This window comes from Streptomyces sp. NPDC060064, from assembly GCF_042736455.1.
Classification (GTDB): Bacteria; Actinomycetota; Actinomycetes; order Streptomycetales; family Streptomycetaceae; genus Streptomyces.
The window spans coordinates 12158-28732 of the sequence record NZ_JBHWWF010000028.1; the positions used below are offsets into that span (position 1 = coordinate 12158).

Genomic DNA, 16575 nt, shown 5'->3' on the forward strand with positions numbered 1-16575 from the left:
CATGGCCGGCTCGAGTGGCTTCTCCGTCTCCGGCTACGGGCCCGAGCGCGGAGGTCTGTGGTCCCAGCTCTCCGCCCGCGGCTCCGTGGTGCGCAGGCTCGACTGGCCGATGCTCTTCTCGGCGCTCGCGCTCTCCTTCGTGGGCGCGCTGCTGGTGTGGTCCGCGACGCGCGGCCGCACCGAGCTCAACCAGGGCGACCCGTACTACTTCCTCTTCCGACACGCCCTCAACACCGGTATCGGCTTCGCGCTGATGGTCGGCACGATCTGGCTTGGGCACCGCACCCTGCGCGGCGCGGTCCCGGTCCTGTACGGGCTGTCCGTACTGCTCGTCCTGCTGGTCCTCACCCCGCTCGGCGCGACGATCAACGGCGCGCACGCGTGGATCGTGATCGGCGGCGGCTTCTCCCTGCAGCCCTCGGAGTTCGTGAAGATCACGATCATTCTGGGGATGGCGATGATGCTGGCCGCGCGCGTCGACGCCGGCGACCTGCTGCACCCGGACCACCGCACGGTCGCCAAGTCGCTGGGCCTGGCGGCCCTGCCGATGGCGATCGTCATGCTGATGCCGGACCTCGGTTCGGTGATGGTGATGGCGGTGATCGTGCTCGGAGTGCTGCTCGCCTCCGGCGCATCCAACCGCTGGATCCTCGGTCTGATCGCCACCGGAGCCATCGGCGCCGTACTGGTCACCGCGCTCGGACTGCTGGACGAGTACCAGATCAACCGCTTCGCGGCGTTCGCCAACCCGGAGCTCGACCCTGCCGGTGTCGGCTACAACACCAATCAGGCGCGGATCGCGATCGGATCCGGCGGACTGACCGGCACAGGTCTGTTCAAGGGCTCCCAGACCACCGGCCAGTTCGTCCCCGAACAGCAGACGGACTTCGTCTTCACGGTCGCGGGCGAGGAGCTCGGCTTCCTCGGTGCGGCTCTGATCCTGCTGCTGCTCGGCGTCGTCCTGTGGCGCGCCTGCCGTATCGCACGCGAGACGACCGAGCTGTACGGCACGATCGTCGCCGCCGGGATCATCGCCTGGTTCGCCTTCCAGGCCTTCGAGAACATCGGGATGACGCTCGGCATCATGCCGGTGGCGGGTCTGCCGCTGCCGTTCGTGTCGTACGGAGGCACCTCGATGTTCGCGGTCTGGATCGCGATCGGACTGCTGCAGTCGATCCGGGTGCAGCGGCCGATAACTGCGTAGCCCGATAACCGCGTAGCCCGGCAACCGCGTCCGCCGGTCGAGGACAGCGCGGTCGCGGAGTGGGTCTGCCGCAAACGAGCTTCGACGACTAAGTTCGGTTCATGGCGGACACCAAGCGCGAGATCGAGCGGAAGTACGAAGCCACCCCCGACACCGGGCTGCCGGACCTGACCCGGGTGGCCGGCGTCTCGGCCGTCCAGGACAAGGGCGTCGCCGAGCTCGACGCCGTCTACTACGACACGGCAGACCTGCGCCTGGCCGCCGCCTCCATCACCCTGCGCCGCAGAACGGGCGGGACGGACGCGGGCTGGCACCTCAAGCTCCCCGTCGCACCGGGTGTGAGGGACGAGATCACCGCGCCGCTGTCCGATGCGGTCCCGCACGTCCTGCAGAGTCTGGTCCGGGCCCGCACCCGGGATGCCGAACTCGTCCCCGTGGTGCGCCTGCGGTCCTCGCGGCACATCCACGATCTGGTCGACGCGGACGGTGCCCCGCTGGCCGAGCTCAGCAGGGACGGCGTACGCGCGGAACGCCTCACGGACGGCGGCCGCACGGCGCAGTGGGACGAGATCGAGGTCGAGCTCGCCGACGATGGGGACCCGGCGCTCCTGGACGCGGTCGACAAGAAGCTCCGCAAGGCCGGCCTGCGCCCGGCCCATTGGCCGTCCAAGCTGGCCAGGGCCCTGGCGGAGACGGCTCCCAAGGAGGGCAAGCACGCGAAAGCGGGCGCGGAGCCGACGGCCCCCGTCCCCGCCGAAGAGCCCGCGAACGCAGGCGACTACATCCTCGCCTACCTGCGCGAACAGGCCGCCGCCATCATCGCGTACGACCCCGCCGTGCGTCGCGATCTGCCCGACTCCGTCCACCAGATGCGGGTCGCCACCAGGCGGCTGCGCAGCGCGTTCAAGACGTACCGCAAGATCATCGATCGCACCGTCACCGACCCGATCGGCGAGGAGCTCAAATGGCTGGCCGGTGAGCTGGGCGTCGCCCGTGACCACGAGGTGCTCACCGAGCGGCTGCGCTCCCGGATCGACGCCCTGCCCAGGACGCTGCTGCTCGGCCCGGTGCGCGGGCGGCTGCGTATCTGGACCGTCGCCCGTGGCTCGGGCGCGCGCCGCAAGGCCACTGCCGTACTCGACAGCAAGCGGTACCTCGCGCTGCTCGATTCGCTGGACACGCTGCTCGCCGACCCTCCGCTGCTGAAGGCCGCGTTCGGCACGGCCGCCAGGGTCATCCCCAAGGCCGTCCTCAAGAGCTACGACCGGCTGGCCGCCCGGGTCGACCATGCCCTCGCGCTCTCCCCGGGACACGAACGCGACCTGGCGATGCACGACGCCCGCAAGGCCGCCAAGCGCGCCCGGTACGCCGGCGAGGCGGCGACCCCCGCGCTCGGCAAGCCCGCCAAGCGGTTCGCCAAGCGGATGAAGGACGTGCAAACGGTGCTCGGCGACCACCAGGACAGCGTCGTCGCCCGCGAGGCGCTGCGGGATCTCGGCATCCAGGCGCATGCGGCCGGGGAGTCAGCCTTCACCTGGGGACTGCTGTACGGCCACGAGGAGGCGCAGGCCGCCGAGCGGGAGCGGGAGCTGCCCGAGGTGTGGCAGAAGGCTTCGGACGAAGATCTTCGCGCGGCGTTGAGCCACTGAGCCTCGGGGTACGCTGGGTGGTCACCCCTGCCCGCTCACGAGAGACACCACGATGCCTGTCGAGTCGGTCTTCCCACGCCTGGAAGCGCTTCTCCCGCACGTCCAGAAGCCGATCCAGTACGTCGGTGGAGAGCTCAATTCCACCGTCAAGGACTGGGACGCCTGCGATGTCCGCTGGGCACTCATGTACCCGGACGCGTACGAGGTCGGACTGCCCAATCAGGGCGTCATGATCCTCTACGAGGTACTCAACGAGCGTGCGGGCGTGCTCGCCGAGCGCACCTACAGCGTCTGGCCGGACCTCGAAGAGCTCATGCGCGAGCACAAGGTCCCGCAGTTCACCGTGGACGCGCACCGTCCCGTGAAGGCCTTCGATGTCTTCGGGCTGAGCTTCTCCACCGAGCTCGGCTACACCAACATGCTCACCGCCCTGGACCTCGCGGGCATCCCGCTCGAGTCGAGGGACCGTACCGTCGACGACCCGATCGTGCTCGCGGGCGGCCACGCCGCGTTCAACCCCGAGCCGATCGCGGACTTCATCGACTGCGCGGTCATCGGCGACGGTGAGCAGGCCGTCCTCGACATGACCGAGATCATCCGCGCCTGGAAGGCCGAGGGCCGGCCGGGCGGGCGCGAGGAAGTCCTCTTCCGCCTCGCGAAGACCGGCAATGTCTACGTCCCGCGCTTCTACGACGTCGAGTACCTGCCCGACGGCCGGATCGGCCGCGTCGTCCCGAACACGTCGGGTGTCCCGTGGCGTGTGTCCAAGCACACGGTGATGGACCTCGACGAGTGGCCGTACCCCAAGCAGCCCCTCGTGCCGCTCGCCGAGACCGTCCATGAGCGGATGTCGGTCGAGATCTTCCGCGGCTGCACCCGCGGCTGCCGCTTCTGCCAGGCCGGCATGATCACGCGCCCTGTGCGGGAACGAAGCATCACCGGCATCGGCGACATGGTCGAGAAGGGTCTGAAGGCGACCGGCTTCGAGGAGGTCGGTCTGCTCTCGCTCTCCTCCGCGGACCACAGTGAGATCGGCGACATCGCCAAGGGCCTGGCCGACCGGTACGAGGAGGACAAGATCGGTCTGTCCCTCCCGTCCACCCGCGTCGACGCGTTCAACGTGGACCTCGCCAACGAGCTGACCAGGAACGGCCGTCGGTCCGGTCTGACCTTCGCCCCCGAGGGCGGCTCCGAGCGCATGCGCAAGGTCATCAACAAGATGGTCTCGGAAGAGGACCTGATCCGCACGGTCTCGACGGCGTACGGCAACGGCTGGCGACAGGTGAAGCTGTACTTCATGTGCGGCCTGCCCACCGAGACCGACGAGGACGTGCTGCAGATCGGCGACATGGCGGTCAAGGTCATCGCCGAGGGCCGCAAGATCTCCGGCCAGAACGACATCCGCTGCACTGTCTCGATCGGCGGCTTCGTGCCCAAGCCGCACACGCCCTTCCAGTGGGCCCCGCAGCTGTCGGCGGAGGAGACGGACGCGCGTCTGGAGAAGCTGCGCGACAAGATCCGCGGCGACAAGAAGTACGGCCGCTCGATCGGCTTCCGCTACCACGACGGCAAGCCCGGCATCGTCGAGGGCCTGCTCTCGCGCGGTGACCGCCGTATCGGCTCCGTCATCCGCGCCGTCTACGAGGACGGCGGCCGCTTCGACGGCTGGCGCGAGCACTTCTCGTACGACCGGTGGATGGCGTGCGCCGCCAAGACGCTGCCCGAATTCGGGGTGGACGTCGACTGGTACACCACCCGTGAGCGCACGTACGAGGAGGTCCTGCCCTGGGACCACCTGGACTCCGGTCTCGACAAGGACTGGCTCTGGGAGGACTGGCAGGACTCGCTGGACGAGACCGAGGTCGAGGACTGCCGCTGGACGCCGTGCTTCGACTGCGGTGTCTGCCCGCAGATGGACACGTCCATCCAGATCGGCCCGACCGGCAAGAAACTGCTGCCGCTGACGGTCGTCAAGTAGCACCTGAAGCAGCACCTGCGCGAAGGCCCGGCCCTGGGCGTACCCCGTGGCCGGGCCTTTGTGTGTCCCCGGCACAATCCGGCGATGCCTCAAAAAGCGCAGGTACTGGATCCGGACGGGGCTGTAGCGCGTCATGTCTGACATGGAGTTCGAGAAGTCGCCTCAGACCTACGGGAGTCATCAGGCACCCGCGCACTATCAGCCCGGCCCGGGCTGTCTGACCACGGTCATCCGGATTCCGGTGCGGATCGTGGTGCTGCTCGTCGTGCTTCCCGTGCGGATGGTCTGGGACGTTCTCGTCGTCTGCGCGCTCGCCGCCGACCGCATACTGCTGCGACCGCTCCGCCGGGCGCTGACCTGGGTGTACGAGAACGTCCTCACGCCGATCGGACACGGTCTGGCATGGCTCGCGGCCTTCATCGGCAAGGCGCTCTTCGTCTGGCCGTGGGTCGCGCTGTGGCGGTACGTCCTGGTGCCGGTGGTGATGTACGGGCTGGTGGTGCCGCTGGTGTGGATCTACCGGCAGCTGCTCACCCCGCTCGGCCATGGCATCGCCTGGCTCGTGGAGCATCTGCTTCTCGCGCCCGCGCGCTGGATCTACCGCCGGCTGCTCACGCCTGCCGGGCACGGCATCGCCCTGGTGCTCGGGTGGCTGGGCAGGGCGCTCTTCGTCTGGCCGTGGGTCGCGCTGTGGCGGTACGTCCTGGTGCCGGTGGTGATGTACGGGCTGGTGGTGCCGCTGGTGTGGATGTACCGGCAACTGCTCACCCCGCTCGGCCACGGCATCGCCTGGCTCGTGAGCACCGTGTGCCGCGGTGTGTGGACGGCGGTGGCCTGGCTCGTTGTGACGCTGCTCGTCACGCCCGTCGCCTGGGTGTACCGCCATGTCCTCGCTCCGGTCGGCCGGGAGATCGCCGGCGCGATCGGCGTCGCCTGGAGCATCGCCGGACACCTTTCGCGCGCCGTCGGCCGGGCCGTCAAGTGGCTCGCCCGGAACCTCGTCGTGCGGCCGGTGCGCTGGTTCTACCAGTACGTCTGCACCCCCGTGGGGCACGCGGTGCGCGACGGCGTCTGGCGTCCGGTCAAGAAGGCCGCGGTCGAGGCGGGCCGGGCGGCGCGGGCCGCGCTCCGGTCGGCCGGTGAAACGGTGCGGCAGGCCGGTCAAGAAGGCCGCGGTCGAGGCGGGCCGGGCGGCGCGGGCCGCGCTCCGGTCGGCCGGTGAAACGGTGCGGCAGGCGCGGCGCGACGCCTGGCGGGCGCTTGTCGGCGCGTCACCGGCCTCGAAGCCCGTGGAACCGGTAGTGCGGCAGGCGCGTACGCTGGGTAGTACAACGACTGTTCCCGGCGTGGCGGCCGACCCCGAGATCTCCCTGCATCAGCAGGGGTGAGCCGGGCGGCCCCCCAGGGAACACCCCGCACGTCCGAGGGCGGGCGCGCCACCCGCGCCCGCCCCGCACCGAGGAGAAGAACCACTGGGCAAGCGACAGCCCGAAGGCCCGCCGCCCGCACCGGCAGTGCAGCGCATCCGACTGCGCTACACCAAGCGCGGCCGCCTCCGGTTCACCAGCCACCGCGACTTCCAGCGTGCTTTCGAGCGCGCTCTGCGCCGTGCCGAGGTGCCCATGGCGTACTCGGCGGGCTTCACCCCGCACCCCAAGGTCTCGTACGCCAATGCCGCACCCACCGGCACGGGCAGCGAGGCCGAATACCTGGAGATCGCTCTCACCGAGCACCGCGACCCGGACAAGCTGCGTGAGCTGCTCGACGAGTCGCTGCCCGGCGGGCTCGACATCACCGACGCCGTCGAGGCCCGCACCTCGGGTCTCGCCGACCGGCTCACCGCATCCGTGTGGGAGCTGCGGCTCGACGGCGTGCCCGTCGAGGACGCCGAGAAGGCCGTTTCCGGCTTCCTCTCCGCCGAGGCCGTCGAGGTCGAGCGGAAGACGAAGAACGGCATGCGGACCTTCGACGCGCGAGGTGCCGTGGCGGAGCTGCAGGCGCTCCATCCCCAGGCTGATAGGTCGGGGGACGGGCCCTGTGCGATACTGCGGCTGGTTGTTCGGCACGTGACACCTGCTGTGCGACCCGACGACGTCCTGTCCGGTCTCCGAGCTGTGGCCGACCTGGCGCCGCCGGTCCCCGCAGCGGTGACCAGGCTGGCGCAGGGGCTCTTCGACGAGGAGTCCGGCACGGTGACCGACCCGCTCGCGCCCGACCGCGAGGCAGTTCTGGCCGCTCCACCCACGGCCGCCGGAACAGCCGCCGCGACGGCGCCGGAAGGTCCCGCCGCGTAAGGGCAGTCGTTGTAGCGCAGCCCTGGTACTCGGGAGCCACCTGGGTCGGGCCGCGCACTGACAGGAGACTTTCGCCAGGCCGTGCGTACATCGCGTACGGAACCGGCGAGCCATACATCAGCTCCCGTGCGGCGCCCGCGCCCCGGACGGCGGCTCCGCGCACATCACGCGGGCCGTGGCCGGACCGGAATCAGGCGTGGCGCCCGGGAGCGTGACGGGAGAACCGCCCGCATGCTCGAGCCGAACGAATCCGGCACCGCCGGAGACACAGAGAACAATTCCCCCAGCGACACGTTGCCGCCGCGCCGCAGGCGCCGCGCCGCGTCGCGTCCCGCAGGACCGCCGACCGCGGCCGCGGGCACCAAGGACGCCGTGAAAGCCACGGACGTCGCTGACGTCGCTGACGTCACTGAGAGCGTCGCTCCGGCCGCAGCGGCCGTGGAGAGCACCGAGAGCGCCGAGCCGGAGGCCGCCGCGCCGCGTACCCGCCGTCGTGCGACTCGTAAGGCGACCGCGCCTGCCGGTGCGCCGCAGCCGGTCGAGGCCGCTGAGCCCGAGGCGCCCGCCGCCGAGGTGTCCGAGCCCGAGCCGGAGGCCGCCGCGCCGCGTACGCGCCGTCGTGCGACCCGCAAGGCCACCGCGCCCGAGCCGGTCGCCGAAGCCGTGCCCGCAGCCGAGGTCAAGGACGAGACCCCGGCCGAGGCCCCCGCGTCGCGTGGCCGTGCCCGCCGCCGGGCCTCCGCGCCCGCCGGTGCGCCGCAGGACGCCGAGGCTACGGAGACCGCCGAGGCCGCGGAGGAGGCGGCCCCCACGGGCCGTACCCGCCGCCGCGCCACCCGTAAGGCCACCGCGCCCGCCGGCGCCCCGCAGGCCGACGAGAACGGCGTCGCCGACGCGGGCGAGAGCCTGCCGCAGGACGTGGTGGCACAGATCGCCGCGGACGAGGACGTCGCGGCCGCCGAGAAGGCGGCGACCCGGGGCCGTACGCGCCGCCGTGCCGTCTCGCCCGAGTTCACCGCCCAGCCGAAGGCCGCCAAGGCCGACCAGGGCGAGAAGGCTGAGAAGGCCGAGAAGGCTGAGAAGAGCGAGGCGCCCGCGCGTGGCCGCCGCGCCACCCGGCCCGCCGTCGCCGTCTTCCAGGCCCCGGTCTTCACCGAGCCGATGTTCCAGACCCCGGAGACGGCCGCCGCGGCCGCCGCCGCTGCCGTGGAGACGGAGCCGGAGGAGGACGAGGAGTACGTCGAGCCGGTCGCCGAGCCCGTCGCCGCCGAGCCCGCCGGACGTCGCCGTCGCCGCCGCCGTGGCGAGCCCGCCGAGCCCGTCGAGGCCCCGGCGCCCGTCGCGCAGGATGCCGAGCCCGAGGCGGAGACCGAGACCGAGCAGGCCGCCGAGGCCGGTGAGGGTGAGGAGTCGGACGAGTTCGAGGACCGCCCCTCGCGTCGCCGCCGCCGTGGTGGCCGTCGCCGTCGCCGTGGCGAGCCCGCCGACGCCGACGAGACCTCGGAGGAGGCCGACGAGGCCGTCGCCGAGGACGTCCAGGACGACGAGGAAGCCGCGGACGACGAGGAGCAGGGCGACACCGAGACCCCCTCGGCCGCCGGCACCAGCAGCAGCCGTCGCCGGCGCCGCCGTCGTCGTCGCAGCGGTGACTCCGGGCCCGAGGACGAGACGGGTTCGGGCGACCCCGAGCGTACGGTCGTCAAGGTCCGCGAGCCGCGCGCCCCGCGTGCCAAGAGCGACGAGCCGTCCGACGAGGTGCAGTCCATCAAGGGCTCGACCCGTCTGGAGGCGAAGAAGCAGCGCCGCCGCGAGGGCCGCGAGCAGGGCCGCCGCAGGGTGCCGATCATCACGGAGGCCGAGTTCCTGGCCCGCCGTGAGGCCGTCGAGCGTGTGATGGTCGTCCGGCAGAACGGCGAGCGCACCCAGATCGGCGTCCTCGAGGACAACGTGCTCGTCGAGCACTACGTCAACAAGGAGGAGGCCACCTCGTACGTCGGCAATGTCTACCTGGGCAAGGTGCAGAACGTACTGCCGTCCATGGAGGCCGCGTTCGTCGACATCGGCAAGGGGCGCAACGCCGTCCTGTACGCCGGCGAGGTCAACTTCGAGGCGCTGGGCATGGCCAACGGCCCGCGCCGTATCGAGGCCGCGCTCAAGTCCGGCCAGTCGGTCCTCGTCCAGGTGACCAAGGACCCGATCGGCCACAAGGGCGCCCGCCTGACCAGCCAGGTCTCGCTGCCCGGCCGCTACCTGGTCTATGTGCCCGAGGGCTCGATGACCGGCATCAGCCGCAAGCTGCCCGACACCGAGCGTGCGCGTCTGAAGACCATCCTCAAGAAGATCGTCCCCGAGGACGCGGGCGTCATCGTGCGTACCGCAGCCGAGGGCGCGAGCGAGGACGAGCTGCGCCGCGACGTCGAGCGGCTGCAGGCGCAGTGGGAGGACATCCAGAAGAAGTCCAAGAGCGGCAATGCCCCGACGCTGCTCTACGGCGAGCCGGACATGACCGTCCGCGTCGTCCGCGACATCTTCAACGAGGACTTCTCCAAGGTCATCGTCAGCGGTGACGAGGCGTGGGACACCATCCACGGCTATGTCTCGCACGTCGCGCCGGACCTGGTCGACCGCCTGCAGCGGTGGACCAGCGAAGTCGACGTCTTCGCGTCGAACCGCATCGACGAGCAGCTGATGAAGGCGCTGGACCGCAAGGTCTGGCTGCCGAGCGGTGGCTCGCTGGTGATCGACAAGACCGAGGCCATGATCGTGGTCGACGTCAACACCGGGAAGTTCACCGGCCAGGGCGGCAACCTCGAGGAGACCGTCACCAGGAACAACCTGGAGGCGGCCGAGGAGATCGTGCGCCAGCTGCGGCTGCGCGACCTGGGCGGCATCGTCGTCGTCGACTTCATCGACATGGTGCTGGAGTCCAACCGGGACCTGGTCATGCGGCGGCTGCTCGAGTGCCTGGGCCGCGACCGTACGAAGCACCAGGTGGCCGAGGTCACCTCGCTGGGCCTGGTCCAGATGACCCGTAAGCGGGTGGGCCAGGGTCTCCTGGAGTCCTTCTCCGAGACCTGCGTCCACTGCAACGGCCGCGGTGTGATCGTGCACATGGAGCAGCCGACCACCGCCGGTGGCGGTGGCGGCGGCAAGCGCTCCAAGAAGCGCGGCCGCGGCGGTGCGGAGCACGTGCACGAGCTCGAGCACGAGGCCGTCGTCGAGCACGAGGCCGAGACCGAGGCGGAGATCGCCGCCGAGGTGGCTGCCCCGGTGGCGCTGGCGGAGCCCGAGTTCGTGCCGGACGAGGAGCTGTACAGCAGCGCCGCGGAGGCGGAGGCGGCCGCGACGCGCGGTCGTGGCCGCCGCCGGGCGACCCGCAAGGCGACGGCTCCGGCCGGTGCGCCGAAGGTCGCGGAGGTCAAGGCCGCGGAGGTCACGGTCGCCGAGCCCAGGGCCGAGGAGCCGAAGGCCCTGGAGGTCACGTCCGTGGCCCCGGTCGCCGAGCCGGCGGCGCCCGCGGAGGAGGCGGCCCCGACGGGCCGTACCCGCCGCCGGGCGACCCGTAAGGCGACGGCTCCGGCCGGCTCCCCGGCGACGTCGGAGCCGACGGTCGTGGAGACCACGGTGAAGGAGACCGCCGCCGAGCCCGAGGCCAAGGCCGAGGCACCCGTCGAGGCTCCCGCGGTCGAGGAGGCTCCCGTCGCGGCCCCGCCGCGTGCGCGCCGCCGGGCGACCCGCAAGGTCACCGCTCCGGCCGGTTCGCCCTCGGGCGCGGAGGAGGCCGCGATCGTCGTGGTCCCCGCCACGCACGAGTCGCAGGCGGAGCCGGAGGCCGGCACGGCGGAGACCGCGGAGACCGAGAACGAGGCTCCGGCCAAGAAGACGGCCCGCAAGGCCGCCAAGAAGGCCACCGCGAAGAAGGCCGCCACCAAGAAGACGGCGGCCAAGAAGATCGCGGCGAAGAAGACGACCGCCAAGAAGGCCACGGCGAAGAAGACCGCGGCCGCCGAGCAGCAGACGCTGTCGTCGGTGTCGGCATCGACCGACAGCTGAACAGCTGAACAGTTGATGAGGCTTCAGTGAACGGACCGTGTCCCACCCCGCAGCCCGCGGGGTGGGACGTGGTTTTTGTCGCCGAATCGATGCGGTGCTGCGTTAACAGCCCCGAAATTCGCTAGGAAATCCCTGATAATGTGACGGCGGTCGCTGCCGGGTGCGGTCCCGTTCCGGACACTACGGTGGGTGACCGGCCCGGTTCGGGACAAGACCGGTCCCAGAATCCTCGGTAGGGCGTCGGCTTCGCGCCGGAGGGGTTTGCGCGGCCTCGTGAGACGTCCGCACTGCCCCTGATCCTCTGCCATAAAGAGTTCAGCGGTGTTCAAGGAGGACGTCCATGACGAGCAGCAACCAGCAGCCCATTCCCGCTGCCCGCCCGGTCATCGGTGAGGAAGAGATCGAGGCGGCGGTACGCGTACTGCGTTCCGGCAGGGTCGTACAGGGCCCGGAAGTGGCGGCATTCGAGGAGGGCTTCTCGGAGCTGGTCGAGGGGCGCCATTGCGTGGCCGTCAACTCGGGTACCTCCGCACTGCACCTCCTTCTGCTGGCACTTGGTATCGGCCCGGGTGACGAAGTAATCGTTCCTTCGTTCTCGTTCGCCGCCTCGGCGAACGCGGTCCGCCTGGTCGGCGCCGACGTCGTCTTCGCCGACATCGAGCCCGGCAGCTACGGCCTGGACCCGGCGGCGGTCGAGGCCGCCATCACGCCGCGCACCGCCGCGATCATGCCGGTGCACCTCTACGGCCACCCGGCCGCGATGGACAAGATCATGCCCATCGCCGCCAAGCACAAGCTGGCCGTGGTCGAGGACGCCTGCCAGGCGCACGCCGCGGCGCTGAACGGCACCCCGGTCGGCGCCTTCGGCTCCGGCGGCACGTTCAGCTTCTACCCGACCAAGAACATGCACTCCCTCGAGGGCGGCATGATCTCCACCGGTGACGCCGAGGTCGCCCGCACCCTGCGCCTGCTGCGCAACCAGGGCATGGAGCAGCGGTACGCCAACGAGATCGTCGGCGCCAACATGCGGATGACCGACGTCGCCGCCGCCGTCGGCCGCGTACAGCTGTCGAAGCTGGGCGGCTGGACCGAGCAGCGCATCGCCAACGCCGCGTACCTCACCGAGCACATCACGGCGCCGAACGTGCAGACCCCGACGGTCGCCGAGGGCGCGCGCCACATCTACCACCAGTACACGATCCGGATCACAGGGGACCGCGACGCCGCGATGGCGAAGCTCACCGAGGCGGGCGTCGGCAACGCCGTGTACTACCCGACCCCGATCCACCGGCTGAAGCCGTACTGGGAGCCGGACCAGAAGGCCGGCCGTAACTGGGACCTGCCCGAGACCTGGCGCGCGGCCTCCGAGGTCGTCTCGCTGCCGGTGCATCCTTCGCTGACCGCGGAGGACCTCGAGCGCATCGTCGCCGCCGTGAACGATCTTGGAGAGAATCTGTGACCACCCGGGGACTGCGAGCCGGCCTGATCGGCCTCGGCTCGATGGGCCGCCACCACGCCCGCGTACTCGCCGGTCTCGAGGGCGTCGAGCTTGTCGCCGTCGTCGACCCGATGGGTGACAAGAACGGCTGGGGGCAGGGCGCCCCTGTGCTGTCGACCGTCGAGGAGCTCATCGCGCTCGGCATCGACTACGCCGTCGTGGCCTGCCCGACCGCCCTGCACGAGGAAGTCGGTCTCAAGCTCGCCGAGGCCGGTGTCGGCGCGCTGGTCGAGAAGCCGGTCGCGGACACCGTGGAAGGCGCCCGCCGCCTCGTCGAGGCCTTCGAGTCGCGCGGCCTGGTCGCCGGCGTCGGCCACATCGAGCGCTGCAACCCCGCGCTGCGCTCGCTGCGCCAGCGCCTGGAGGCCGGCGAGCTCGGCGACGTCTACCAGGTCGTCACCCGCCGCCAGGGCCCCTTCCCGCACCGCATCGCCGATGTCGGCGTGGTCAAGGACCTCGCCACCCACGACATCGACCTCACCGGGTGGGTGACGGGCCAGACGTACACCTCGATCTCCGCCCGCACGGTCTCCAAGTCGGGCCGTCCGCACGAGGACATGGTCTCCGCGGTCGGTCAGCTCTCCGACGGCACCATGGTCAACCACCTGGTCAACTGGCTGAGCCCGCTCAAGGAGCGGTTCACCTCGGTCACCGGTGAGAAGGGCTGCTTCATCGCGGACACCCTCACCGCCGACCTGACCTTCTACTCCAACGCCGCCCAGGCCACCGAGTGGGAGGCCCTGCAGGCCTTCCGCGGTGTCGCCGAGGGCGACATGATCCGCTACGCCATCCCGAAGCGTGAGCCGCTGCTGGTCGAGCACGAGCTCTTCCGTGACGCGGTCCTCGGCAAGTCCCAGGACATCTGCACGCTCCGCCAGGGCCTTCGTACGGTCGAGGTGGCAGCCGCGGTGCTGGAATCCGCTTCGCTCGGCATCACCGTCGATCTCTCCGCGCACGCCGCGGCCCAGTAGGGCGAGGAGCCTTGACCAGTCCTGATGTCACCGTCGTCGTCGCCGTGTACAACACGATGCCGTATCTGACGGAATGCCTTAACTCCCTTGTCGGGCAGAGCATTGGCCTGGACAGGCTCGAGATCGTGGCCGTCGACGACGGTTCCACGGACGACAGCGGAGCGGAGCTCGACCGCTTCGCCAAGAAGTACCCGGACACCGTCAAGGTGATACACCAGGCGAACTCCGGTGGCCCGGCCGCGCCCAGCAACAGGGCGCTGGACGTGGCCACCGGACGTTACGTGTACTTCATCGGCTCCGACGACTACCTCGGCAAAGAGGCGTTGGAGCGGATGGTGGCCTGTGCCGAGAAGCACGAATCCGACGTCGTGGTCGGCAAGATGGTCGGCACCAACGGCCGCTATGTCCATCAGGCGCTCTTCAAGAAGAGCGACCCGGACGTCAGCCTGTACGACTCGGCACTGCCGTTCACGCTGGCCAACACCAAACTCTTCCGCCGTGAGCTGGTGGAGAAGTACCACCTGCGCTTCCCCGAGGACCTGCCGGTCGGCAGCGACCAGCCGTTCACCGTCGAGGCGTGTGTCCGGGCCCGGAAGATCTCGGTGCTCGCGGACTACACGTACTACTACGCGGTCAAGCGCGGGGACGCGAGCAACATCACGTACCGGGCGAATCATCTCGCCCGGCTCGGCTGCACCGCGAAGATCCTCAAGCACGCGGCCGGACTGATCGAGGCGGGACCGCAGCGGGACTTCGTCTTCAAGCGCCACTTCACCTGGGAGCTGTCCAAGCTCATCCAGGGCGATTTCCCGGCGCTCGACCCGCAGACCAGGCGCGAGGTGTGCGCCGGTATCGCCGATCTGGCCGACGAGTACCTCACGGACGGTCTGAGCGACTCGCTGCCGGTCATGCGACGGGTCAGGCTCGCCCTGGCCCGGCGCGGCGCCGTGGACGAGCTCGTCGCGGCGATCGTGGCGGAGGAGGAGAACGGCGCACCGCCGTTCCACCTGGAGGACGACAGGGCCTTCGCGCTCTACCCGGGCTTCAGGGACCCCGCGATGGATCTCCCCGACCGGGTCTTCGAGGTGGTCGGGGAATCGGTGCCCGGCCGGCTCTCGGCCCGGACCGAGCTGGTCTCGGCCGAGTGGGAGCAGAACGGCGACGATCTGTCCCTGGCTCTGGCGGTACGGACCGGGCTCACCGGTGACACCGACTCGGCCGTCGTCCGGCTCGTCCAGGGCGCGATGCCCAAGAGCGCGGACAAGGCCGGCGCCCGCAGGCTGCCCGCCGGCCATGAACTCCCCGCACCCGTGGGGGAGTTCACTCAGGAAGTCACTGCTGACGGCGCCGGCACGGTCGTCCGTGCGCGGATTCCGATCCAGCCCCGCCAGGCCTCGCTCGGCGTGCGCCTCTATGTGGATGTCGCAGGCTGGACGTACGAGATCCCGGTGCGCGGCAAGGATCTGCCGATGCCGCTCGCCCGGCGCTGGCGCAGTGGAACCCCGTATCGAGTGGCGGCGCGCGTGAATCCCAAGGGCCGGATGGTCATCCAGACCGGTCTGCTGTTCCCGCCCGCGCAAAGATGGTGGTCGCGCGTGCGACCCCTGCTGGTCCGGTTGAAGAGGAAAGTAACCCGATGAATATCTGTGTAGTCGCGCTCGGCAAGATCGGGCTTCCGCTCGCCGTGCAGTTCGCCGCCAAGGGCCACCGGGTGATCGGCGCCGACGTCAACGAGAAGGTCGTCGAGCTGGTCAACGCCGGCACCGAGCCCTTCCCCGGCGAGCACGACCTCGACCGTCTGCTCAAGGAGACCGTCGGCGCCGGGCTGCTGTCCGCGACCACCGACACCGCGGCCGCCGTCGCCGAGTCCGACGCCGTCGTGGTCGTGGTCCCGCTGTTCGTGGACGCCGAGGGCGTGCCGGACTTCGGCTGGATGGACTCCGCGACCAAGGCGATCGCCGCCGGCCTCAAGCCCGGCACCCTTGTCTCGTACGAGACCACCCTGCCGGTCGGCACCACCCGCACCCGCTGGGCCCCGATGCTGGAGCAGGGCTCCGGCCTCACCGCGGGCAAGGACTTCCACCTGGTCTTCTCGCCGGAGCGCGTCCTCACCGGCCGTGTCTTCGCCGACCTGCGCCGCTACCCCAAGCTCGTCGGCGGCATCGACGAGGCCTCGACGCAGCGCGGTGTGGAGTTCTACGAGCAGGTGCTCGACTTCGACGAGCGCGCGGACCTGGCGCAGCCGAACGGCGTCTGGGACCTGGGCACCGCCGAGGCCTCGGAGCTGGCGAAGCTCGCCGAGACCACCTACCGCGACGTCAACATCGGCCTGGCGAACCAGTTCGCCCGCTTCGCCGACAAGAACGACATCGACGTCAAGAAGGTCATCGAGGCCTGCAACTCGCAGCCGTACAGCCACATCCACCAGCCCGGTATCGCGGTCGGCGGCCACTGCATCCCGATCTACCCGCGGATGTACCTGTGGAACGACCCGGAGGCCACCGTCGTGCGCTCGGCGCGCGAGGCGAACGCCGCCATGCCGGAGTACGCCGTCGACCTGCTGGCCGCCGCCTACGGCGACCTGGACGGCGTGGGCGTGCTGGTGCTCGGCGCCGCCTACCGCGGCGGCGTGAAGGAGACGGCCTTCTCCGGCGTCTTCCCGACCGTCGAGGCGCTCAAGGCGCGCGGGGCCGTCCCCTTCGTGTCGGACCCGATGTACACCTCCGAGGAGCTGGCCGCGCACGACCTCACTCCGCACGAGGGCCAGGTCGTCACCGCCGCGATCCTGCAGGCCGACCACGCCGAGTACCGCGAGCTGGCCGCCACCGACCTGCCGGACGTCCGCGTCCTGGTCGACGGCCGGCGCACCACCGACCCGGCGCGCTGGGAAGGCGTCCGCCGCGTCGTCATCGGCGGCTGACCCTGCCA

10 protein-coding genes are annotated in these 16575 nt (G+C 70.7%); all 10 read left to right on the top strand.

Going from position 1 to position 16575, the window contains the following annotated elements:
• Position 1 precedes the first annotated feature (1 nt).
• A complete protein-coding gene (rodA, locus tag ACFWDI_RS28870; protein ID WP_385308280.1) occupies positions 2–1204 on the top strand; it encodes a rod shape-determining protein RodA in 1203 nt (400 codons plus the stop codon).
• A gap of 101 nt (positions 1205–1305) precedes the next feature.
• Positions 1306–2853, top strand: a complete 1548-nt coding sequence (locus ACFWDI_RS28875; protein WP_385308284.1) for a CHAD domain-containing protein — start codon at positions 1306–1308, stop codon at positions 2851–2853.
• A 52-nt stretch (positions 2854–2905) separates the two neighbouring features.
• On the top strand, positions 2906–4831 hold the full coding sequence (locus ACFWDI_RS28880) for a TIGR03960 family B12-binding radical SAM protein (RefSeq protein ID WP_385308286.1): 1926 nt from the start codon (positions 2906–2908) through the stop codon (positions 4829–4831).
• Between the two features lie 133 nt (positions 4832–4964).
• Positions 4965–6053 (top strand): hypothetical protein, encoded by a 1089-nt coding sequence (locus ACFWDI_RS28885; protein WP_385308288.1) that lies wholly within the window; start codon positions 4965–4967, stop codon positions 6051–6053.
• Between the two features lie 292 nt (positions 6054–6345).
• Positions 6346–7125 (top strand): TIGR03936 family radical SAM-associated protein, encoded by a 780-nt coding sequence (locus tag ACFWDI_RS28890; RefSeq protein ID WP_385308291.1) that lies wholly within the window; start codon positions 6346–6348, stop codon positions 7123–7125.
• Positions 7126–7356: 231 nt separating this feature from the next.
• On the top strand, positions 7357–11178 hold the full coding sequence (locus tag ACFWDI_RS28895) for a ribonuclease E/G (protein ID WP_385308294.1): 3822 nt from the start codon (positions 7357–7359) through the stop codon (positions 11176–11178).
• 340 nt (positions 11179–11518) lie between these two features.
• Positions 11519–12637, top strand: a complete 1119-nt coding sequence (locus ACFWDI_RS28900; protein WP_385308296.1) for a DegT/DnrJ/EryC1/StrS family aminotransferase — start codon at positions 11519–11521, stop codon at positions 12635–12637.
• Positions 12634–13647, top strand: coding sequence for a Gfo/Idh/MocA family protein (locus tag ACFWDI_RS28905; protein WP_385308299.1), 1014 nt, complete (start codon positions 12634–12636; stop codon positions 13645–13647). The genes ACFWDI_RS28900 and ACFWDI_RS28905 overlap by 4 nt, the downstream gene beginning before the upstream one ends.
• An 11-nt stretch (positions 13648–13658) precedes the next feature.
• Positions 13659–15287 carry a glycosyltransferase family 2 protein gene (locus ACFWDI_RS28910; RefSeq protein WP_385308301.1) on the top strand — a complete coding sequence of 543 codons (1629 nt, stop codon included), beginning with the start codon at positions 13659–13661 and terminating at the stop codon, positions 15285–15287.
• Positions 15284–16567, top strand: coding sequence for a nucleotide sugar dehydrogenase (locus ACFWDI_RS28915; protein ID WP_327323586.1), 1284 nt, complete (start codon positions 15284–15286; stop codon positions 16565–16567). Before ACFWDI_RS28910 ends, ACFWDI_RS28915 begins: the two co-directional genes overlap by 4 nt.
• Positions 16568–16575 lie beyond the last annotated feature (8 nt).